Annotated in this window: 21 protein-coding genes; 15 read left to right on the forward strand and 6 right to left on the reverse strand. The window is 75.2% G+C overall.

Annotated features, from left to right (window positions below):
* Positions 1 to 291: 291 nt before the first annotated feature.
* The 3 genes from NBH00_RS20405 to NBH00_RS20415 all read left to right on the forward strand — a co-directional run bounded on the left by NBH00_RS20405 (position 292) and on the right by NBH00_RS20415 (position 3,196).
* Positions 292 to 1,446, forward strand: coding sequence for a LuxR C-terminal-related transcriptional regulator (locus tag NBH00_RS20405; RefSeq protein WP_254570416.1), 1,155 nt, complete (start codon positions 292 to 294; stop codon positions 1,444 to 1,446).
* A gap of 83 nt (positions 1,447 to 1,529) precedes the next feature.
* On the forward strand, positions 1,530 to 2,327 hold the full coding sequence (locus NBH00_RS20410; protein ID WP_254570417.1) for an alpha/beta fold hydrolase: 798 nt from the start codon (positions 1,530 to 1,532) through the stop codon (positions 2,325 to 2,327).
* Positions 2,315 to 3,196, forward strand: coding sequence for an alpha/beta hydrolase (locus NBH00_RS20415; protein WP_254570418.1), 882 nt, complete (start codon positions 2,315 to 2,317; stop codon positions 3,194 to 3,196). The genes NBH00_RS20410 and NBH00_RS20415 overlap by 13 nt, the downstream gene beginning before the upstream one ends.
* A 1,546-nt stretch (positions 3,197 to 4,742) precedes the next feature.
* Here the strand turns inward: NBH00_RS20415 and NBH00_RS20420 are convergent.
* Positions 4,743 to 6,623, reverse strand: coding sequence for a hypothetical protein (locus tag NBH00_RS20420; RefSeq protein ID WP_254570419.1), 1,881 nt, complete (start codon positions 6,621 to 6,623; stop codon positions 4,743 to 4,745).
* A gap of 174 nt (positions 6,624 to 6,797) precedes the next feature.
* Here NBH00_RS20420 and NBH00_RS20425 point away from each other — a divergent pair, with 174 nt between their 5' ends.
* Positions 6,798 to 7,268, forward strand: a complete 471-nt coding sequence (locus NBH00_RS20425; protein WP_254570420.1) for an Hsp20/alpha crystallin family protein — start codon at positions 6,798 to 6,800, stop codon at positions 7,266 to 7,268.
* A 45-nt stretch (positions 7,269 to 7,313) separates the two neighbouring features.
* Here NBH00_RS20425 and NBH00_RS20430 read toward each other — a convergent pair whose 3' ends face one another.
* A complete protein-coding gene (locus NBH00_RS20430) occupies positions 7,314 to 8,285 on the reverse strand; it encodes an alpha/beta hydrolase family protein (RefSeq protein WP_254570421.1) in 972 nt (323 codons plus the stop codon).
* A gap of 96 nt (positions 8,286 to 8,381) precedes the next feature.
* On the opposite strand from NBH00_RS20430, the gene NBH00_RS20435 reads away from it, so the two are divergent.
* The gene (locus NBH00_RS20435) at positions 8,382 to 8,762 is read left to right on the forward strand and encodes a DoxX family protein (RefSeq protein ID WP_254570422.1); all 381 of its coding nucleotides are present in this window, start codon (positions 8,382 to 8,384) and stop codon (positions 8,760 to 8,762) included.
* A 32-nt stretch (positions 8,763 to 8,794) separates the two neighbouring features.
* Here NBH00_RS20435 and NBH00_RS20440 read toward each other — a convergent pair whose 3' ends face one another.
* Entirely contained in the window at positions 8,795 to 10,027 is a 1,233-nt protein-coding gene (locus NBH00_RS20440; protein ID WP_254570423.1) for a YncE family protein, read from the reverse strand.
* Positions 10,028 to 10,172: 145 nt separating this feature from the next.
* Between NBH00_RS20440 and NBH00_RS20445 the strand changes: the two genes are divergently transcribed.
* The gene (locus NBH00_RS20445; protein ID WP_254570424.1) at positions 10,173 to 10,316 is read left to right on the forward strand and encodes a hypothetical protein; all 144 of its coding nucleotides are present in this window, start codon (positions 10,173 to 10,175) and stop codon (positions 10,314 to 10,316) included.
* 146 nt (positions 10,317 to 10,462) lie between these two features.
* On the opposite strand, the gene NBH00_RS20450 is transcribed toward NBH00_RS20445, so the two are convergent.
* Both NBH00_RS20450 and NBH00_RS20455 read right to left on the reverse strand, forming a co-directional pair.
* Positions 10,463 to 11,092 carry a response regulator gene (locus tag NBH00_RS20450; RefSeq protein ID WP_254570425.1) on the reverse strand — a complete coding sequence of 210 codons (630 nt, stop codon included), beginning with the start codon at positions 11,090 to 11,092 and terminating at the stop codon, positions 10,463 to 10,465.
* Positions 11,089 to 12,384, reverse strand: a complete 1,296-nt coding sequence (locus NBH00_RS20455; protein WP_254570426.1) for a sensor histidine kinase — start codon at positions 12,382 to 12,384, stop codon at positions 11,089 to 11,091. The genes NBH00_RS20450 and NBH00_RS20455 overlap by 4 nt, the downstream gene beginning before the upstream one ends.
* A 139-nt stretch (positions 12,385 to 12,523) precedes the next feature.
* On the opposite strand from NBH00_RS20455, the gene NBH00_RS20460 reads away from it, so the two are divergent.
* The 9 genes from NBH00_RS20460 to NBH00_RS20500 all read left to right on the forward strand — a co-directional run bounded on the left by NBH00_RS20460 (position 12,524) and on the right by NBH00_RS20500 (position 19,819).
* On the forward strand, positions 12,524 to 12,919 hold the full coding sequence (locus NBH00_RS20460; protein ID WP_254570427.1) for a plastocyanin/azurin family copper-binding protein: 396 nt from the start codon (positions 12,524 to 12,526) through the stop codon (positions 12,917 to 12,919).
* A gap of 244 nt (positions 12,920 to 13,163) precedes the next feature.
* A complete protein-coding gene (locus NBH00_RS20465; RefSeq protein ID WP_254570428.1) occupies positions 13,164 to 15,011 on the forward strand; it encodes a DUF3556 domain-containing protein in 1,848 nt (615 codons plus the stop codon).
* The gene (locus tag NBH00_RS20470; RefSeq protein ID WP_254570429.1) at positions 15,008 to 16,480 is read left to right on the forward strand and encodes a phytoene desaturase family protein; all 1,473 of its coding nucleotides are present in this window, start codon (positions 15,008 to 15,010) and stop codon (positions 16,478 to 16,480) included. Before NBH00_RS20465 ends, NBH00_RS20470 begins: the two co-directional genes overlap by 4 nt.
* Positions 16,481 to 16,535: 55 nt before the next feature.
* Entirely contained in the window at positions 16,536 to 17,321 is a 786-nt protein-coding gene (locus tag NBH00_RS20475; protein WP_254570430.1) for a nuclear transport factor 2 family protein, read from the forward strand.
* Between the two features lie 143 nt (positions 17,322 to 17,464).
* Positions 17,465 to 17,812 carry an STAS domain-containing protein gene (locus NBH00_RS20480; RefSeq protein ID WP_254570431.1) on the forward strand — a complete coding sequence of 116 codons (348 nt, stop codon included), beginning with the start codon at positions 17,465 to 17,467 and terminating at the stop codon, positions 17,810 to 17,812.
* A gap of 81 nt (positions 17,813 to 17,893) precedes the next feature.
* Positions 17,894 to 18,250, forward strand: coding sequence for a Rho termination factor N-terminal domain-containing protein (locus tag NBH00_RS20485; RefSeq protein WP_254570432.1), 357 nt, complete (start codon positions 17,894 to 17,896; stop codon positions 18,248 to 18,250).
* Positions 18,247 to 18,801, forward strand: a complete 555-nt coding sequence (locus NBH00_RS20490) for a type 1 glutamine amidotransferase domain-containing protein (protein ID WP_254570433.1) — start codon at positions 18,247 to 18,249, stop codon at positions 18,799 to 18,801. The genes NBH00_RS20485 and NBH00_RS20490 overlap by 4 nt, the downstream gene beginning before the upstream one ends.
* Before the next feature lie 4 nt (positions 18,802 to 18,805).
* A complete protein-coding gene (locus tag NBH00_RS20495; RefSeq protein ID WP_254570434.1) occupies positions 18,806 to 19,315 on the forward strand; it encodes a DUF6328 family protein in 510 nt (169 codons plus the stop codon).
* A 33-nt stretch (positions 19,316 to 19,348) separates the two neighbouring features.
* Positions 19,349 to 19,819, forward strand: coding sequence for a DUF2269 family protein (locus tag NBH00_RS20500; protein WP_254570435.1), 471 nt, complete (start codon positions 19,349 to 19,351; stop codon positions 19,817 to 19,819).
* Here NBH00_RS20500 and NBH00_RS20505 read toward each other — a convergent pair.
* A complete protein-coding gene (locus NBH00_RS20505; protein WP_254570436.1) occupies positions 19,816 to 20,019 on the reverse strand; it encodes a hypothetical protein in 204 nt (67 codons plus the stop codon). The two genes, NBH00_RS20500 and NBH00_RS20505, sit on opposite strands and share 4 nt — an antisense overlap.
* Positions 20,020 to 20,034: the final 15 nt, after the last annotated feature.

Consider the following 20,034-nt stretch of genomic DNA (forward strand, 5'->3'; position numbering starts at 1 on the left):
GTTCGCGGCCGCCGCCCCCCGCAGCTGCGGGGGGCTCGTGCGGGGGTGCCTGCGCGAGCGCGCCTGCGCGAGCGTCGCCGTCAACCCCGGGTCGCCGTCAACCCCCGGGTCGCCGTCAACCCCGGGTCGCCGTGCGGTCGCGTGGGGGCATATGTCCCACGAGACCGCACGCCGGCCTAGACCGCACGCCCCCCCCTCGGACGCACGCCCCCTCGGGCGCACGCCGGCCTCGGGCGCGCGCGGCAAGGCGACCGCAACGTTGCGGCAACGCGCCCGCGGGAGGGTCTGCCCATGACCGAGCAGCCGGTTCCCCACCTCTCCCTCCGCGGCCTCGCCGCCCTCGAGCGGATCGAGCACCTCGCGACGCGCGAGCTCGGCACGCAGCAGGTCGTCGAGGACGTCGTCGCGGAGATCGCGGCGGCCATCGACGTCGACTGCTTCTTCGCCGGCGCGACCGACCCGGACACCGGCCTGTGCCTCGGTGCCGGGATGGTCTTCAACTACCACCACGAGGTCTGCCAGCCCTTCTGGGAGCACGAGTTCCTCGTCCCCGACTACAACAAGTTCGCGGACCTCGACCCGGCCGACCCGGTCGCCGACCTCCGCGAGGCGACGGGCGGCCGGCCGACGCGCAGCGCCCGCTTCCGGGCGCTGTACGGGATCTCCGACCTCCAGGAGGAGCTCCGCGCGATCTTCTGCGCGGGCGGCCGGACCTGGGGCAACCTCCAGCTCAACCGCCGCTCGGGCGGCGCGCCGTTCTCGGCCGCCGACCGCGCGTTCCTCCGCGCCGCCGCCCCGCTCGCGGGCGTCGCGCTGCGCCGCTCACTGCTCGAGGAGCCCGCGCACACCGACCCCTCCCGCGGCCCCGGCGTCGTCCTCCTCGACGAGGACGGCACGATCCTGAGCTGCACCGACGAGGCGGACGCGTGGCTGCAGGAGCTCGCCTCGGGCTGGCGGATGCCGGACGTCCCCGGCCTGAGCGACATCCTCATCCACCCCGAGCTGCTGACGCTCTCGCTGGCGACGCTCGACGCCGACGCGCGGCCCCGGCGCGCGCGCCTGCGGACCCGGAACGGCACGTGGCTCGTCGCGCAGGCCTCGGTCCTCCGGGGCACCGGCCACGTCGCGCTCGTCATCGAGCCGGCGAAGGCGTCGGAGATCGCGCCGATCGTCGTCGAGGCGTACGCGCTGACCCCGCGCGAGGTCGAGGTGACGCGGCTCGTCGCCCGCGGCCTCAGCACCGAGGAGATCGCCGCCGAGCTCCTGCTCTCCCGCCACACCATCCGCGACCACCTGAAGGCGATCTTCGAGAAGGTCGGCGTCTCCTCCCGGGGCGAGCTCACCTCCCGGCTCTTCGCCGAGCACTACCACGCGCCGCTCGACCGGGCGATCGGGGGCGCGATAGCCCGGACCGAGGCGCGGATGCACGGGCTCGCCGCGGTCTAGCGCGATCCACCCGCGAAGGGACGGGGGGACGGGGCGGCCGTGAGCGACCGGGCGCGCCGGCCACCGCCGCCCGTGAACGTTCGGTGACGCGGGGCGACCGGGCGGCCCGCAGCGCGTACAACTGCCCGGTGGCGCTCGTGCTGCTCCATGGGCTGGCGACGACCGGCGTGATCTGGACGTGGCTGCGCCCGTACCTGCCCGCCGGCCTCGAGATCGTCGCGCTCGATGTGCCCGGGTTCGGCGACGCGGCCCCGGCGGGGCGCGGGTTCGTCCTCGACGACGTCGCCGACCGCGTGGCGGAGGCGATCGGCGACCACACGGGCGCGCCGGTCGACCTCGTCGGCCACTCGATGGGCGGCGCCGTGGCGCTCGTGCTCGCCGACCGCCACCCGGAGCTCGTGCGCGGCCTCGTCCTCGCCGCGCCCGCCGGGCTGCGGGCGCTGCCGCCGGCGCTCTGCCGCATCGCGGGTCCCGTCGCGGCGGCGGGGATCGACGCGCGCCGGGCCGCGGCGCCGCTGGCCCGCCTGGGGCTCGCCCGGCGCCTCCTGCTCACCGGCGGCGTCGCCGACCCGCGCCGGATCAGCGGTGAGCAGGCGCGGACGATGTTCACCGCCTCGCGCGGCGCGACCCGCGTCTCGGCCGCGCTGTCGGCGGTCGCGGGCGCCGACCTGCGCCCGGCGCTCACCCGCCTCGACGCCCCGCCCGGCCTCATCTGGGGCGCCGCCGACCGCGTCGTCCCGCCCGGCGTCGCGCGGGACGTCCTCGTCCGCCGCCCCGACGCGCGCGTGCGCCTCATCCCCGGCACCGGCCACATCGCGATGGTCGAGCGGCCGGAGCGCTTCGCCGCCGCCCTCGAGGAGCTGCTGCCGTGGGGAGCGTGACGCTGAGCGGCGGCCGGCGGCTCGCGTACACCGAGGCCGGGCCGCCGGACGGGGCGCCGGTGCTCGTGCTCCACGGCGCGATCGGCTCCCCGCTGCGCGTGGGCGACGACCTCGCCACCGTCCTCGACGCGCTCGCCATCCGCTACGTCATGGTGAGCCGGCCGGGGTTCGGGGCGTCCGACCCGGTGGCGGGCCGCCGGATGACCGACCTCGCGGCCGATCTCGGCGCGCTCGCCGACGCGCTCGGCCTGGCGCGCTTCGGCCTCGTCGGCGTGTCCGCGGGCGGGCCCTACGCGCTGGCCACCGCGGCGGTCCTCCCGGAGCGCCTGACCGCCGTCGCCACCGTCGGCTCGCCGTCGCCCGCCTACCGGCCGTGGGCCGCGCCGGGGATGTCCCGCCGGGCGCGGACGGCGTTGCGCGGCATCGCCACCGCCCCCGGCGTCACCTGCGGCGCCGGCGGGGCGGCCGTCGCCCTCGTCCGCCGCCACCCGGGGCTCCTGCTGCGGGCGATGACCCTCGGGGCGGACAGCGCCGACCGTGAGCTGCTCCACGATCCGGCGCGGGCCGAGGCGGCCGTCGCGGGCTTCCTCGCCGCCACGGCGGGCGGCGTCCGGGGGCTCGTCGACGACTACCTGCTGTCGGCACGGCCGTGGGGCTTCCGACTCGAGGACGTCACGCCCGAGGTCCAGCTCTGGCACGGGGCGCGCGACACGCTCGTGCCGCCCGCCCACGCCGTCGCGCTGGCCGCCGCCCTCCCCCGCCACCGCATCACGTTCGCCGCCGGGGACGGCCACTTCCTCTTCCGCCGGCGCCTCGCCGCGATCCTCGGTCCGCTCGCCGCGAGCGCCCGTGAGCCCGTCCGCGCCTGACACGCCGGAGCCCGCGCGCCTGGCAAGATCGCCGGCGATGCGACCGTCCCCCGAGATCACGCGCGGCGAGGTCGCCGCGCTCCTCGCCGGGGCGCTCGCGCTCGCCGTCGCGATGTTCTGGCCGCTCGCGCTCCACCCGGGCACCGAGCTGCCGAAGGACCTCGGCGACCCGCTCGCCCAGGCGTGGCAGCTCGCCTGGGACGGGCACGCGCTGCGCACGCAGCCCGGCGCCTTCTTCCAGGCCAACCAGTTCTGGCCGCTGCACGACACGCTCGCGTTCTCCGACGCGCTCGTAGGGTACGCGCCGCTCGCCGCCATCGGCTCGGGGACGCGGGCCGCGGTGGCGCGCTACGACGTCGTCTTCCTGCTCGCCTCGGCCGGCGCCTCCGTCGGCGCCTACCTCCTCGCGCGGGAGCTGCGCGCGGGCGTGGCCGGCGCCCTCGTCGCCGGGGCGGCCTACGGCTACGCCCCCTGGCGCCTGGAGCAGGGCGGCCACCTGCACATCCTCTCGAGCGGCGCGATCCCGCTGGCGCTCTTCCTCCTCCTGCGCGGGTACCGGCGGACGGACGCGCGCGGGGCGGCCCTCGTCCTCGCCGGCTGGGCCGCGGCCGCGTGGCAGGTGTCGATCGGCTTCAGCCTCGGGCTGCCGCTGCTCGTCGCGCTCGCGGTCGGGGCGGCGGCGCTCACGCCGTGGTGGTGGCGGGCCGGGCGCCCGCTGCCGCCGCGGGCGCACCGCGCGGCGACGGCCGCCGGCGTCGCGCTGCTGCTCGCCACGGCGGGCGTCCTCGGGGGCCCCTACGTCCGCGTGCGCGACGCGCAGCCGCAGGCGCGGCGCTCGGCCGTCACCGTCGCGCACTACTCGGCCGGCCCGCGGATGTTCCTCGCCTCCTCGGCGCTGAACCCGCTGTGGGGACGGGCGAGCGCGGGCGTCCGCCGCGCCCTCCCGGCGGTGCCCGAGCAGACGCTGTTCCCCGGGCTCACCGTCGTGCTCCTCGGGGCGGCCGGCGTCGGCTGGGCGCGCTGGCGGCGTGGCCTGCGCCTCGGCCTGCTCGCCGCCGCCGGGACGTTCGCCGTGCTGTCGCTCGGCTTCGAGACGCACGGCGCCGGACGGCTCCTGCCCTACCGCCTGCTCTACGACGTCGTCCCCGGCTGGTCGGGCATCCGGGTCCCCGAGCGCCTGAACACCTTCACGTCCCTCGCGCTCGCGCTCCTCGCCGCCGGTGGCGCGGCCCGCGCCGTCTCCGCGCTGCGCCCGGGCGGCCGCCGCGCGCTCCTCGCCGCCGGCCTCACCGCGCTCGTCCTCGCCGAGGGCGCGGGGGCGACGCCGGGCCGGTGGTACCCGCACCCGGTCGCGCCCGTCGCCCCGGCCGGGCAGGCCGGGCTCCGCGGGCCGCTGCTCCACCTCCCGGCCGCGCCGCAGGACAACCGCGAGTACCTCCTGTGGTCGACCGCCGGCCTGGAGCCGATGGTCAACGGCCGCAGCAGCCTGCAGCCGGTCTTCACCGCGCGGCTGCTCGCGCAGGTCACGCGCTTCCCGGACCGCCGCTCAGTCGGCCGCCTGCGCCGGCTCGGGGTGCAGACCGTGGTGCTCCATCGCGACCGCACGGCCGGCACGCCATGGGCGCAGTGGCGGCGCCGGCCGGTGGGCGGCCTCGGGATCCGCCGGCAGATCGTCGGCCGGGTCGTCGTCTACCGCCTGCGCTGAGCGCCACCGCGCGACGCCCAGCGCGAGCGCGCCCGCGAGCAGCGCGACGACGACGAGGGACCCCTGGGCGCGGTGGTCGACGTAGCCCGTCGGCCGGGCCAGCGGCCCGCCGATCTGCTCCTCCCCGAGCCACGGGGCGATGACGCCGGCGAGCAGGCCCCAGGCCACGAGCGTCGCCCAGGCCAGGCGCCACTGCCCGGCGAGGCGGAGCGCCGGCGTCGCCGCGACCGCGAGCGCGGCCGCCCCGGCGAAGAGGACGAGGACGGGGGCGATCGCGAGCCAGCCGTTGTCGAGGCCGGCCATGCTCAGGACGGTGTTCTGGAAGTTGCCGAGCCGGATGCGCTCCATCCACTGGTGGGTGCCGCCCGCGCCGACGAGCGGGTAGGAGACCGTCGCGGCGATCATCGTCACCGCCGAGGTGACCGCGAGCGCGAGCGTCGGCCCGGGGAGCGCCCGCCACGCCGGCGCGAGGCCGACGGCGAGGAACGGGAGGACCGGGATGAGGAACCGCGGACCCGGCGAGCCGCCGCCCATCGGCAGCCAGTAGCCGGTGTCGTAGAGGAAGAAGGCGCCGCACACGGCGGCGATGACGAGGGCCTCCGCGCGGCGGCCGCGGCGCGCGAGGATCACGGTCCCGGCGGCCGCCGCGAGAACGACCGGCGTGAGGACGAGCAGCCCGCGCGGCGAGAGCAGCAGCTCGACCGCCTGGCGCAGGCGCGGCAGCCCTATCCCGAAGAAGCCCGAGCCGTTGAGGCCGAGGGTCGCGTGCCCCGTCGTCCCCTGCTCGTTCACCGCGTCCTTGTAGGAGAGCGTCGTGACGCTGCCGAAGGCGACGAGGTTGTACGTGATCAGCGGGACGACGCCCGCGAGCACCCCGGCCGCGTACGTGGCGGCGCGACGGGCGAGGCCCCGCCACCCCGCCGCGATCGCGTCCGGGCGCAGGACGGCGTAGGCGCCGACGATCGCGCCGGCGATCGCCAGCGGGTACTCGACGGTCACGGCCAGGCCGGCGAGCAGCCCGGCGCCGGCGAGCAGGGACGGGCGGGCGCGCAGGCGCTCGCGCTCGCCCCAGGCGACGCAGAAGGCGGAGAAGGCGAGCAGCGCCGCGAGCACGTGCCCGAAGAGCTGCACGGCGAACGGCATGACGAGGGTGCCGGTGCCGAGCGTCAGCGCGGTGATCGTCCCGTGGCCCGGTTCGAGACGCTCGACGCGGCGCCGGACGAGGGCGAGCAGGACGAGGGCGGGGGCGACGCTCCCGAGGAGCGTGAGCACCCACACGAGCGGCGCCTGGACCTCGAGCCGGCGCTTGATCTGCGCCGCGCGGCGCGTGCTGTACCCGTAGGCCGCCACCTTGAGCCCGCGGTAGGTCCACTGGCGCGCGCCGCCGCGGCGGGCGCGATCGGCGACCGTCCGCGCCAGCTTCTCGCCGCCGGCCGCCTTCAGCCCGGCGTAGGCCGGAGTGAGCAGCAGCGGCAGGCCGGGAGCCTTGACGGAGAAGAAGTGCCCGTTGATGTACGACTTGTCCCGGGTCTCCCAGTGATAGCGGTCGATCGTCGTCGTCCCGCCCGCCAGGGCCTTGACGAAGGCGTAGTAGGAGGTCTGGGCCCACCCGAGCGACTGCATGATGCAGCCCCAGCCGAGGCCGAGGAGGACGAGGGCGAGGAGGCCGGCGCGGCGGCGGCGCCGGGCCACGGAGGGCGCCGGCGAGGACGGAGCGAGCATCGCTCCGACGCTATGTCCTCGCTCCGCGGAGGTGGTTGGAATTCTGTGTGGTCGAGCGGGGTGGCGCCGGAGGGCGCACGCGGACCCGGACCGCCAAGAAAACTTGACACGTCGCGACTGAGATTTCATACTTGCGGACGTAGCCAGCAACACTCTCTCTCAGGAGGTCTTCTCATGGCACTCATCCGCTGGGAACCCGCGCGCGAGATCGGCTCGCTGCAGACGGAGATGAACCGGCTCTTCTCGACCTTCTTCGAGCCCGCGCCGCTCACCGGCGGGGAGCACCCCCGCAGCTGGACGCCGGCCATGGACGTCGTCGAGCAGGAGGACCACTACCTCATCCGCGCCGACCTGCCGGGCGTGCGACAGGACGACGTCGCGGTCGAGCTCGACGGTGACGCCCTGAGCATCAGCGGCGAGCGCCGCGCCGAGCACGAGGCGCAGGACGGCGGCTTCATGCGCGTCGAGCGCGCCACCGGGAGCTTCCGCCGCGTGCTGACGCTCCCGAAGGGGATCGACCCGGAGTCGGTCGCGGCGAACTTCGCCGACGGCGTCCTCGAGGTCCGCATCCCGAAGCCCGCCGAGCGCCGTCCCCGCCGCGTCGAGATCGCGGTCGGTGACAGCCCGCCGCTCGTCGAGGCCTGACCTGCCCCCCGCCGGCGGCCGCGCCGCGCGGCCGCCGGCGGCCCGTCAGAGGAGCTTGAGCAGCTGCTGCAGCAGGGACGGCAGGCGCAGCGGCGCGGGTTTCGGCGGCGCGCTCACCGGCGCGCTGCCGAACGGCGCGACGAGGGCCGCCACGCGGCCGTCGAGCTCGCTCAGGCCGGCGGCGCTCGTCGTCCCGTGGACGAAGACCTTGTCGCCGGCCGGCAGGAGGTCGACGTCGACGGACGCGGACGGGCGGGCGGCGCGCAGCACGTCGGCGAGCTCCTGCTGCTGCTGGGCGGGGATGACCGGGTCGTCGGCGGCCTGGGCGAGCAGCACGCGCGCCGCGACGCCCGCCACGTTCAAGACCGGGCTCACCGCCCTGAGCCGGCGACGGCCGAAGGCGGCCCGGGCGTAGCCGAAGACGAGCGGCGGCGCCTGCGTGAGGCCGTCGGCGACCCCCTGCGCGCGGATCGTGAAGAGGTCGGTCGGCGCGGCCTCGGCGATGACGCACGCGACGTCGGGGCGCTCGGCCGCGACCATGAGCGCGAGCTGGCCGCCGGCCGACTCGCCGCGGAGGCAGATCGGCACCGCCGGCCCGACCTGGGCGCGCACCGCGTCGTAGAGCGCGAGCAGGTCGCCGAGACTGTGGCGGCAGGCCCGGTAGCTCGTGTTCACCGTCTCCCAGCCCGCCCCGCGCCAGGCCGCCGCGGCCGCCCGGTCGGCGTCGAGCATCCCCGGCCCGACGCGGTACCAGCCGCCGCCGTGGACGACGATCATCACCCGCTGCACGTCGCCGCCGCCCGCGGGCGCCCCGACCTCGTACGCCGCCGGCAGGGCGCCGAGGATCGTGCTGTCGAGGGCCGGGTCGGTCGCGCCGCCGGGATAGGAGGCGCGGCAGACGCTGCCGGGCGTGCCGGTGTTCACGGGTCGCTCGCGCGCGGAGGCCACGGACGGCAGGCCGCCGAGGACGAGGGTCGCGGCGGCGAGGAGCAGGGCGGTGAGGGTCGGGCGGCGCATCACCCCGGAAGAGGCGGCCGCCGCGCCGTTCGTGACGCCCGGCCCGGCTGATCTGGCGCGTCGGCGCTCGTCCGCGCGCGGGTAGGGTGGCGGGCCATGCGCCTCCTCCCCACCCGCCGGGCGGCCCCCGACCTCGTCGGCGGCCTCATGATCACCGTCGGCTCGCTGCACTTCGTGGTGCCGGGCATGATGGCCGAGCAGATCCCGGCCTGGATCCCGTTCAAGCGCGAGCTCGTCTACGTCAGCGGCGTCGTCGAGGTCGCGTGCGGCGTCGGGCTGCGACGCCGCGCTCCGTGGGCCGGCCCGCTCGCCGCCGCGACGCTCGCGGCCATCTGGCCGGCCAACATCCAGATGGCGCTCGACGCCGGCACCGGCAGGAACCGCGGCCTCATGGACGACCGCCGCCTCATGTGGGCCCGCGTCCCGCTCCAGCTCCCGCTCATCTGGGGCGCGCTGCGCGCCCGCCGCCCGGCGTAGCCGCCGCCCCACGCGCGCCGGGCCCCCGCGCGTCAGCCCAGGTAGCTGCGGCGGATGAAGCCGTTGCGCACGCGCTGCGGGTGGTCGCCCACCGGGATCGAGGCGACCTCGGTCTTCGTCCGGTAGTCGACGATCGCGAGGCGGTCGTCGCCGGAGTAGGAGACGACGCAGTGCTCGCCGTCCGCGGTCGTCGAGGCCCAGTAGGGCTTGGTGCCGTGGCTCGCGATCACCGGGGCGAAGGTCCCGACGTCGACGACGGCGATGTAGTCGGACATCGTCCCCGCGACGCACAGCTCCCTGCCGGCCCGGTCGATCGCGAGGCCGTGGTGCGCGGAGTCCAGCAGGTAGCTCGTGCGCGGGAGCGCCGCGACCTTCGGCGGGATCGGGAGGTTGACGATCCGCACCGGCGTCCCGTGGACGAGGTCGAAGACCACGAACCCGTGGAAGAACGAGAGCTGGAAGTAGGCCGTCTTCTCGTCGGGCGAGATCGCCATCGGACGCACCGCGGAGCTCATGCCCGGGTAGCCGAAGGTCTTCAGGATCTTCCCGATGTCCCAGCGCCTGAGGACCTTGTTCGTCCTCGCGTCGATGATCTCGAAGACGCGCTCGCCCTTCGTGGAGTCGAAGGCCGGCTCGTCGAGCGGGGTGTAGACCGTGCCGATCGACGCGTGGTAGATGAGCCTGCCGTCGGCGGAGTAGTTGGACTCGTGCGGCGTGTCGCCGGACGGGATGCGCCCGGTGATCCTGCCGGTGGCCGCGTCGATGACGTCGATGACCTTCGCGGTGGACGCCGACACGAGCAACGTCCTCCCGTCGGGCGAGAGCGCCATGTGGTCGGCGCGGTAGCCGTCGACCGGCCGGCGCCAGACGATCCTCTTCGTCCGCAGGCTCACGGCGACGACGTCCGCGAAGCTCGGTCGCGAGATGTACGCGTAGCGGCCGTCCCTGGAGCTGAAGACGTCGTCGACGAGCTGGTCGTGCCCCTCCCCGACCGCCTCGCGGATCGCGAGGAACTGCGCGAGCCGCACGGGGCTGGCGTGGATCTCCCGCTCCCGCGCGGCGCGGTCGGGCACCGAGCTGAAGCGGTCGATGACCTTGTACGTCCTCGCGTCGACGATCGAGACCGTCGCATCCCAGTTGTTGCCGGCGAGCATGATCGGCCGCAGGGGCGAGCGCTTCGCCGCCGCCTGCGACGGCGCGGCCGGGCCGAGCAGCCCCAGCGCCCCCATGACCAGCATCGCCAGTGCCATCCGTGCCCCGCGCATGGCCGCATCATCCCGGATTCCGGGTGCTGCCGTCGCACGCGGCCCGGAGGAGCGGCGACGACCCCTGGACGAATGGGCGATGCGTGAACCGGGCGCGTGCAGGGTAAGGGTCCCTCGTCCAACCTTCAAGAAAGCGGTACAACACATGACCACACTCGAGATCGTCCTGCTCGTCCTCCTCATCCTCTTCCTCATCGGCGGCGTCGCCAGCTCGCCGCTGCTGCTCATCGTGTGCGTCATCCTGCTCGTCATCCTCATCAACGGCCGCCGCGGCGGCCGCGTCGTATAGCCGGGCCGAGGCGCACGCTGCGCCGCAGCCGCTGAGAAGGATCACGACGTCGCCGGGCAGCGGGCCACCACGCGCGTGGCTCGCTCCCGCGACGAGCGGCGAGCGCCGCGGGCCGCGGGCCCGGCCCGTGGTCGCGGGCCCGGCGGTCAGCGCCGCACCGCGGCCACGCCGTTGCGGTGGGCCCAGAGCGCGGCGGCGGTCCGGTCGGTGACGCCGACCGCCTCGAAGATCTTCGTCAGGTGGGCCTTGACCGTCTTCTCGCTGATGCCGAGGGCGCGGGCGATCTGCTTGTTCGGCAGGCCCTCCGCCACGAGCTTGAGCACCTCGCGCTCACGCGGGGTGAGCGTCCCGCCGGCCGCGGCGCTGCCCCGGTCCGAGACGGCGGCCACCGCCTGGGGCGCGAGCGGTGCCTCGCCGCGCGCGGCGGCCCGGAGCCCGTCGAGAAGCTCCTCAGGCGCGGCGTCCTTCAGCAGGTAGCCGACCGCCCCGGCGTCGAGCGCGCCGAGGATCTGCGCCCGGTCGGAGAACGCGGTGAGGATGACGACCCGCGTGGCCGGGGACGAGGCACGGATCCGCCGGGTGGCCTGGATCCCGTCCTCCCCGGGCATCGCGAGGTCGACGAGCGCGACGTCCGGCTGCAGCTGCGCGGCGAGCGCCGCCCCGGCCTCGCCGTCGGCCGCCTCCGCGACGACCTCCACGTCCTCGTGCGCCTCGAGCAGCCGGGAGAGCCCGGCGCGCAGGAGGGCGTGGTCGTCGACGAGCAGGACGCGGATCATGTCCCGGGGGCCCCCGGCAGGGTCAGCGTCACGGTCGTCCCGGTGTCCTGCCCGGAGCGCACGTCGAGCACCCCGCCGTGCTCGGACGCGAGGTCGGCGAGCATCCGCAGGCCGAAGTGCGGGCCCGCCGACGGCACGGCGGGCGTCCCGCGCCCGTCGTCCCGCACGGTGAGCATCCAGGCGCCGTCGTGCCGGGCGAGCGCGACGTCGACCTCGGTCGCCGCGGCGTGGGCGACGACGTTGCGCAGCGCCTCCTGGGCGGTCCGGAAGACGACCGCCTCGGCGGCCGGGCCGGGCCGGGCGCCGTCGTCGATGCGCAGGTGCGTGCGCAGCCCGTGGGTCTGCGCGCCCGCGAGCAGGTCCCCGAGCGCCCCCTCCAGGCCCTGCCGGTGCAGCGTGTCCGGGTAGAGGTCCAGGACCAGCGATCGCAGCCGGCGGATGGACCGCCGGACCTGGCCGGCGGCGGCCTCGGTCGCGCGTGCGGCGGCCTGCGGATCGGGGGCGCGGGCGGCGGCGCCGAGCTCGTAGGAAACCGAGGCGAGGTCCTGCACGACGCCATCGTGCAGGTCGCGGGCGATGCGGCGGCGCTCGGCCTCGCTCGCCGTGACCGCTGCGTGCAGCAGCTCCTCGCGCTCGCGCTGGGCGCGCCGCAGACGCCGGGCGAGCGACGCGGCGAGCGGCACCTGCGTCGCCTCCAGGAGCAGCAGCGCCCCGAGCAGGATCGGGACGAACGTGCGCCAGATGCGGTGCCCCGAGGCCGTGATCGCGCTGTCGCGCAGATAGGTCTCGAAGAGCAGCCGGCCGCCGGCCGGCGACGCCACCGGCAGGTAGACCTCGGTGAGGCGGTGGAAGCGCCGCTCGAAGCGGTTCTCCGGGCGCTCGAGGTCGCTGATCTCGGCCTGGATGCCGTTGTGGCGCAGCACGCCGAGCTCGTCCTCCCCGAGCGCGTACCGCTCCCCGATGAGCCGCCGGTCATCCGAGTACACGATCGTCCCGTCCGGCCGCCAGATCTTCACCCGGACGACGGGCCCGCCCAGCACGCGGGTGCGGATGATCCGGTCGAGGGCGCGCAGTGCGGCCGGGTCCCGGCGCAGGACGGCGGGCGTGAGCGCCGGCTCGGCGATCCCGCGGCCGGCGAGCCGCGTCAGGCGCTGGGCGTCACGCAGCGCCTCGGTCCGGGCGCTGCTGCGCAGCAGGGCCAGGGCGACGACGGCGACGAGCGCGACCGCGAGCAGCCCGCTGACCGCGAAGTGCGTCACCGGGGAGCGCGCGAGGCGTCGTGCGCGGGTCATCGCCGTCGACGCTACCGCGCCGCCGCCGCCGTGCCACCCGTCTACGACCAAAGTCCAATGGTCCCGCGGCGCCTCCCCGGCCACGCTGGACGCGACCGGACATCGGCCGCACCGGCGGCCACGAACCGAGGACTCCCCCATGCCCATCTCCTTCCGTCCCGCCCCGACCGGCGCGGTGCTCGCCGCCCTCGTCCTGGGGGGCGGCGGTGCCGCGCTCGTCGCCGGCCCGGCGACCGCCACCACCTCCTCCACCGTCCACCTCAAGGCGAACCCCAGCGGCAAGCTCCGCTTCACCACCACCCGCCTGACGGCGAAGGCCGGCCGGGTGACGGTGAAGATGCTCAACCCGGCGGGGTCGGGCCTGCCGCACGGCATCGCCGTCGAGGGCCACGGCGTCGATCGCGACGGCCGGATCGTCACCTCGGGTCACACGTCGACGGTCACGGTGACGCTGAAGCGGGGGACCTACGAGTTCTACTGCCCCGTGAAGGGCCACAAGGCGGCCGGCATGGTGGGCAAGCTCGTCGTGCGCTGAGCGGGCTTGGACGCCCGCGTGGGCGCGAGGGGCGCCCCCGTCGCGGCGAGCCACGCCTGGAGCGAGCCGGTGGCGGGGGCGGAGGTCGGCACGCGGACACGATGACCCACCCGAACCATGGCGCCGCCCCACAAGGACCCCCTTCGGTTCGTCGCCTCACCCCATATCTGCGACGTGCCCTGGGCGTAGCCTGCTCGCGACGCACCAACCACCTGGTCATGGGCCAGCAGAGGGAGAGAGAAGAATGGGACTTAAGGAAGGCGACTTCCCGCCGGTCGACCCGGCGACGTTCAGGGACATGCCGTACACCGAGCGGATCAAGACGCTCGGACGGCACTGGGCCGAGTACGGCTTCGGCGCGCCGAAGATCACGGCCCTGATCTACATCGTCAAGCTGCTCGTCTTCTACGTCGCCATCGGCGTGTCGCTCGTGACGCTCACCTCGAGCCTGAACCCCCTTCATCCGGGCGCCTGGTGGGACGAGCCGATCGTCTACCAGAAGATGGTCATCTGGACGATGATGCTCGAGGCGCTCGGCATCGCCGGCTCGTGGGGTCCGCTCGCGGGCCACTTCAAGCCGATGACCGGCGGCGCGAACTACTACGCCCGGGTCGGCACGCTGCGCAACCCGCCGTGGCCGTCGAAGGTCCCCGGGACCGAGGGCGACACGCGCACGGCGCTCGATGTCGGCCTGTACGTCGGCTTCATCGCCTGCCTGCTCATCGCAATCGTGCTCCCCGGCCAGCAGGACGGCGACCTGAGCCGGCTCGTCGGGGCGAACAAGGGCCTCGTCTCCGCGGCGCCGCTCATCCCGGGCCTCGTCTTCCTCGGGCTGCTCGGGCTGCGTGACAAGGTCGCGTTCCTCCAGGCACGCACCGAGCAGTATGCGCCGGCGCTCATCTTCTTCGCGTTCTTCCCGTTCGTCGACATGATCGTCGCGGCGAAGCTCCTCATCGTCATCGTCTGGTGCGGTGCGGCGTTCTCGAAGGTCGGCAAGCACTTCGACCTCGTCATCCCGCCGATGGTCTCCAACACGCCGTGGCTCTCCTCCAAGGCGATCAAGCGCTTCCAGTACCGGGCGTTCCCCGAGGACATGCGCCAGTCGATCCGCGCGACGACGTTCGCGCACGTCGGCGGCACGCTCGTCGAGTTCGGCGCCCCGCTCGTGCTGCTCTTCTCGCACAACGAGACGGTGACGTACGCGGCCGCGTTCCTCATGATCGGCTTCCACGTGTTCATCACCTCGACGTTCCCGCTCGCGGTGCCGCTCGAGTGGAACGTCCTGTTCGGCTACATCACGGCGTTCCTGTTCCTCGGCTTCCCGGCCTACGACGGGTACGACCTCGGCGCGATGAACGTCGGCCTGATCATCCCGGTCGTCGTCTGCCTGCTGTTCTTCCCGATCCTCGGCAACCTGCGGCCGGACCTCGTCTCGTTCCTGCCCTCGATGCGGCAGTACTCGGGCAACTGGGCGACCGCCTTCTGGGGCTTCGCGCCCGGGGTCGAGGAGAAGCTCGACGCGGCGGTGACGAAGCCGGGCATGATGCAGAAGGCCCAGCTGACGGACATCTACGGCGAGGAGGCGGCCGAGGTCGTGCTGCACCAGCTGCTCGGCTGGCGCTCGCTGCACAGCCAGGGCCGCGCACTGAACTCGCTCATGATGAAGACGCTCGGGCCGGACATGGACACGTACACGCTGCGTGAGGCCGAGTTCAGCTGCAACGCGCTCATCGGCTTCAACTTCGGTGACGGCCACTTCCACAACCAGCACTTCATCGAGTCGCTGAACCGGATCGCGAAGTTCGAGCCGGGCGAGATGATGGTCGTGTGGATCGAGTCCGAGCCGTGGGGGCCGAAGCGCGGCCGCCAGGAGTACTGGATCATGGACGCCGCCGTCGGGATCATCGAGCGCGGCAGCTTCGCGGTCGCCGACGCGGTGAAGGAGCAGCCGTGGCTCCCGAACGGCCCGATCGCCCACAAGGTCACGTGGCAGCTCGACGGGTACCAGCGGCGCCGGTACTCCGGCCCCAACCCGCCGCCGGCCGCGCCCGACGTGGACGGCGTCGCGCAGGCGGCGCGCATCAGCGCGTGACGAACGCCGTCGTGGTCGGCAGCGGGCCCAACGGGCTCGCTGCCGCCCTCACCCTCGCGGCCGCCGGCGTGGAGGTCCGCGTCCTCGAGATGGCGGACCGCCTCGGCGGCGGCACGCGCAGCAGCGAGCTCACCCTCCCCGGCCTCATCCACGACGAGTGCTCGGCGGCCCACCCGCTCGCGCTCGACACCCCGTTCTCCCGGCGGTTCGACCTCACGGCCCACGGCCTGAAGTGGATCTGGCCCGAGGTGCAGTACGCCCACCCGCTCGACGGCGGGCGCGGCGCGGCGGCCTGGCGGTCGGTCGAGGCGACGGCCGACGCGCTCGGCGGCCGCGACGGCCGGCGCTGGCAGCGGCTCTTCGGACCGCTCACCGACCACTTCGACGGGATCGCGGCGGAGATCGTCCAGCCGATGCTCCACGTGCCCCGCCACCCGCTCGCGATGGGCGCCTTCGGCGCGGTGTCCGGGCTCCCCGCCGCGCTGCTCGCGCGCCGCTGGCGCGGCGACGAGGCGCAGGCCCTCTTCGCCGGCGTCGCCGCGCACGCCTTCCGCCCCTTCGGGTCGCCGATGTCCTCCGCCGTCGGCGTGACGCTCGCGACCGCCGCGCACCGCTTCGGCTGGCCCGTCGCCGAGGGCGGCTCGTCGGCCATCAGCGGCGCGATGATCACCCTCCTCGAGCAGCACGGCGCGCGCCTGGAGACCGGCGTCCACATCACGTCGCTCGACGAGCTCGGCGCCCCGGACATCGTCATGCTCGACGTCGCCCCGGCCGCCGCGGTGGACATCGCCGGCGACCGGATGCCCCATCGCGTCGCCCGCGGCCTGCGGCGCTTCCGCCACGGGCCGGGGGCCTTCAAGGTCGAGTTCGCCGTCGAGGGCGGCGTCCCGTGGACCCACGAGCCCTCGCGGCTCGCCGGCACCGTCCACGTCGGCGGGAGCCTCGCCGAGATCGCCGCGGCCGAGAAGGCGACCGGCGCCGGGCGCATGCCCGAGCGCCCGTTCGTCCTCGTCTGCCAGCAGTCGGTCGCCGACCCGACGCGGGCAAAGGACGGCGTCCACCCCCTCTACGCCTACGCCCACGTGCCGGCGGGCTACACGGGCGACGCGACCGGCGCGATCGAGGCGCAGCTCGAGCGCTTCGCGCCGGGCTTCCGCGACCGCATCCTCGCGCGCCACGTGCGCAGCGCCGTCGCGATGGAGGAGCACAACGTCAACTACGTCGGCGGCGACATCGTGACCGGCGCGAACGACCCGCTGCAGATGGTCTTCCGCCCGCGGGTCACGGCCCACCCGTACTCGCTCGGGATCGACGGGGTGTACATCTGCTCCGCGGCGACCCCGCCGGGCGCGGGCGCCCACGGCATGTGCGGCTTCAACGCGGCGAACGCGGCGCTGAAGGCGCACGGCATCGAGACCGCCGGCACGCCGGCGGCGCCGGCCGCCGGGCTCGCGGTCGGCGGCTGGTAGCGGAGCACTCCGTCGCCCTCCTGCCCCGCCGCTCTGCGAGAGTGCCGGGAGGCTCATGACCGAGAGGGAAGCACTGGCGCGCCGTGCCTTCGACGCCTTCAACGCGCGCGAGGCCGACGCGTTCGCGGCCACGATGCACCCGGACATCGTCTTCACGCCGCTGCTCACGAGCGCGGGCCCCTACCGCGGCCGCGCGGGCATGCGGCGATTCGTCGAGGACGCCTTCGAGTGGACCGACGCCGGCGAGGTCCGCATCCTCGGCGCCCAGGAGGTCGGCGACGTCGTCGTCCTCCGCGGCCGGATCGCGATCGTCTCAGCGCAGCGTGAGTTCGAGACCGACGTCGTGTACGTGCTGCAGATCCGGGACGGCCTCATCTGCGAGCTCGTGACGCTCGCCGACGCGCCGGAGGCGCAGGCGCAGCTCGGCCTCAGCCCGTCGCAGGGCGCGAGCGACCTTCGCGTGGAGCTGCCCGCCGTCCCCGGCAGCGTGCCGTCCGTCCGGCGGGCCGCGCGGGCGTACGCGGCGGCCGCGGGCGTGGCGGACCTCCACGCCGTCGAGCTCGCGATCACCGAGGCGGCGACGAACGCCGTCCTCCACGCGTACATCGACGAGCCGGCGCCCGGGGCGGTGACGCTCGTCGGCCGTCGCGACCGCGACGACGTCCTCCTCTGCGTCCAGGACGACGGACGCGGGCTGCTGCCGCGCGACGACTCCCCGGGGCTGGGCATGGGCCTCTCGATCATGCACCGCAGCGCCGCCGAGATCTCGTTCGTCGGGCCACCGCAGCGGGCGCGCGGCACCGAGGTGCGGCTGCGCTTCGCGGCCGGGCGACGAACCTGACCCGCGCGTTCCGCCCCGCAACCGGCACGTTGTGTCCTGCTTCGACGGCGTGCTTACCGGGAAGCTGGACGATCGCCCCGGTTCGTGTCTACCTTATGGGAAGTGTCCCTGTTCGCCCCGACCGGAAGCACCCCATCCGCCTGATGGACGGTGATCTGCCGCGCGCTCCGCGCGGGCCGGAGTTCACGGCCACCGTGGCCGAGGACGACGGCACCGTGACGGTGACGCTCGCAGGCGAGCTCGACCTCGCGCGCGTGGACGACGTGCGGCGTGCCTTCGGCGCCGCCCGGGCCAGCGGCTGCCCGGCGGTCCACGTCGACCTCGGGCCGCTGCGGTTCATCGACTCCACCGGGCTGCGGGAGCTCGTCGTCCTGCATCAGGCGCTCGCCCCCACCGGTCGTCGCCTCACGTTCGCGCCGGGCGGCCCCTCCGTCATGCGGGTCCTCGAGGTGTCCGGCCTGCTCGACGTGCTGGGCGTCGAGCCCGCCTGATCCCGGGTCCGCCCGGCGTGTGACGGCGTCGTCCCCGGGTACCCGGGCGGCATCACGCACCCGCCGACCCAGGAGGTCCCGATGCCACCCCGCGGCGTCAAGCCGGGCACGAAGCGCGCCCGGCAGTACGAGCACATCAAGCAGAGCGAGCAGGACCAGGGCGCCTCGGAGTCCCGCGCCGAGGAGATCGCCGCGCGCACCGTGAACAAGGAGCGCGCCCGCCACGGCGAGTCACGCGCCGCGTCCCGGACATCCACCGGCGACCGCCTCTCCTCCGGTGAGCGCGGCGGCCGGCGCTCCGGCACGGGCCGGGCGAAGGGCCGCACCCGCGACCAGCTCTACGCCGAGGCGAAGGACCTCGGCGTCGAGGGCCGCTCGCGCATGAACAAGGACCAGCTGCTGCACGCCGTCGCCGGCAAGAAGGGAGCCCGCTCATGACCACGCCCCTCACCGATCGCAGGATCGCCATCATCGCCGCCGACGGCGTCGAGCAGGTCGAGCTCGAGCGCCCGCGGGCGGCCGTCGAGGAGGCCGGCGCGAGCGTCGAGCTCATCTCGCTCGAGTCCGGCTCCATCCAGGCGATGAACGGCGACATCGAGCCCGCCGACACGTTCACCGTCGACCGCGTCGTCGCCGACGCCGACGCCGGCGACTACGACGCGCTCATCGTCCCCGGCGGGGCCGTGAACCCCGACAACCTCCGCCAGGACGAGCACGCCGTCGCATTCGTGCGGGCGTTCGCCGACGCCGGCAAGCCGATCGCGGCCATCTGCCACGCGCCGTGGCTGCTCATCGAGGCCGACATCGTCCGGGGCCGGACGCTCACGTCCTACCCGAGCGTGCGCACGGACCTGCGGAACGCCGGCGCGACGGTCGTCGACGAGGAGTGCGTGATCGACGGCGGCATCATCACGAGCCGCAACCCCGACGACCTCGACGCGTTCTGCGCCGCGATCGTCGAGGAGTTCGCCGCGGCGCGCACCGGCTGACCCGATGGGCGCGGACACCGAGGAGGGCGCGCACGACGGTCGCGACGAGACCGTCCTCGAGCAGCGGGACCGGCAGTTCGACGACCTGCTGCAGGAGCTGCGCGTCATGCAGACGGGCGTCCAGGTCCTGTTCGCGTTCCTGCTCGGTGTCCCGTTCACGCAGCGCTTCACGTCGCTCGGCTCGGGCGACCGGCTCCTGTACTTCGGCGTGCTGCTCACGGCGGCGGCCGCCGTGTGCTTCCTGCTCGCGCCCGGGGCGTGGCACCGGGCGCTCTTCGCGCAGGGCGACAAGGCGCACCTCGTCGAGGTCTCGAACCGGCTCGCGATCGCCGGGCTCGTCTGCGTCGGCGTGGCCGTCCTCGGCGTCGTGGCCCTCATCGCCACCGTGATCTACCCCGGGTGGCCCGCGGTGATCGTCGTCACCGCCGCCGCCGTCCTCTTCCTCGCGACCTGGGGCGTGGCGCCGCTCGCCCGCCGGCGGCGCGTGCGCGCCGGCCACGGTGACCGGCCGTAGGCACGCAGCGGCGGAAACCGCTGAAATGGCGCGATGAGCTCCTTCCACGCCGCGCTGTTCCTCCACCTCCTCGGGGTGCTCACCGTCGTCTCCGGGATCGCCGTCGCGGCGGTGGCGCACGCGTCGGCGCGGCGGGCGGGTGACGTCGGCGCGGTCGCGGCCCTGCTCGGCGCCGCGCGGACGGGGGTGCTCCTCGCCGCGCCCGGGTCGCTCATCCTGGTCGGCGGCGGCGTGTGGCTCGTCCACCTCGAGCACCTGCCGTGGGACACGCACTGGCTCGACCACGCCCTCGTGCTCTTCGGCGTCTCGCTCGTCCTCGGCGCGGCCGGGGGCCGCACCCCGCGTCAGGCCCGCGTCCTCGCCGAGCGCCTCGCCGCCGCCGGCGAGCCCGCGACGCCCGAGCTCCGCGCCCTGCTCGACGCGCCCCGCGCCCGGATCGCGAACGCCGCGTCCGCGGTCGCGATGCTCGGCGTCCTGTGGCTCATGGTCGCCAAGCCGGCCTAGCCGCCGGCGGGCGGGTCCTCCTCGGAGCTGCGGCGCGCGCCGAGGTACGCGAGCAGCTCCGGGTCGTCGGAGCGCAGGACGTCCACCGGCTCGCCCGTGCAGGCGAGGAGGTCGACGACGGCCGCGTCCGGGCCGAGCGCCGCGACCCGCCAGCCGGCCCCCGCGTCCTCCCACTGGATGAGCTGCTCGAGCGGTCGCATCGCTGCCAAGGCTCG

The sequence above is a fragment of the Paraconexibacter antarcticus genome (assembly GCF_024220175.1).
GTDB classification, from domain to species: domain Bacteria; phylum Actinomycetota; class Thermoleophilia; order Solirubrobacterales; family Solirubrobacteraceae; genus Paraconexibacter; species Paraconexibacter antarcticus.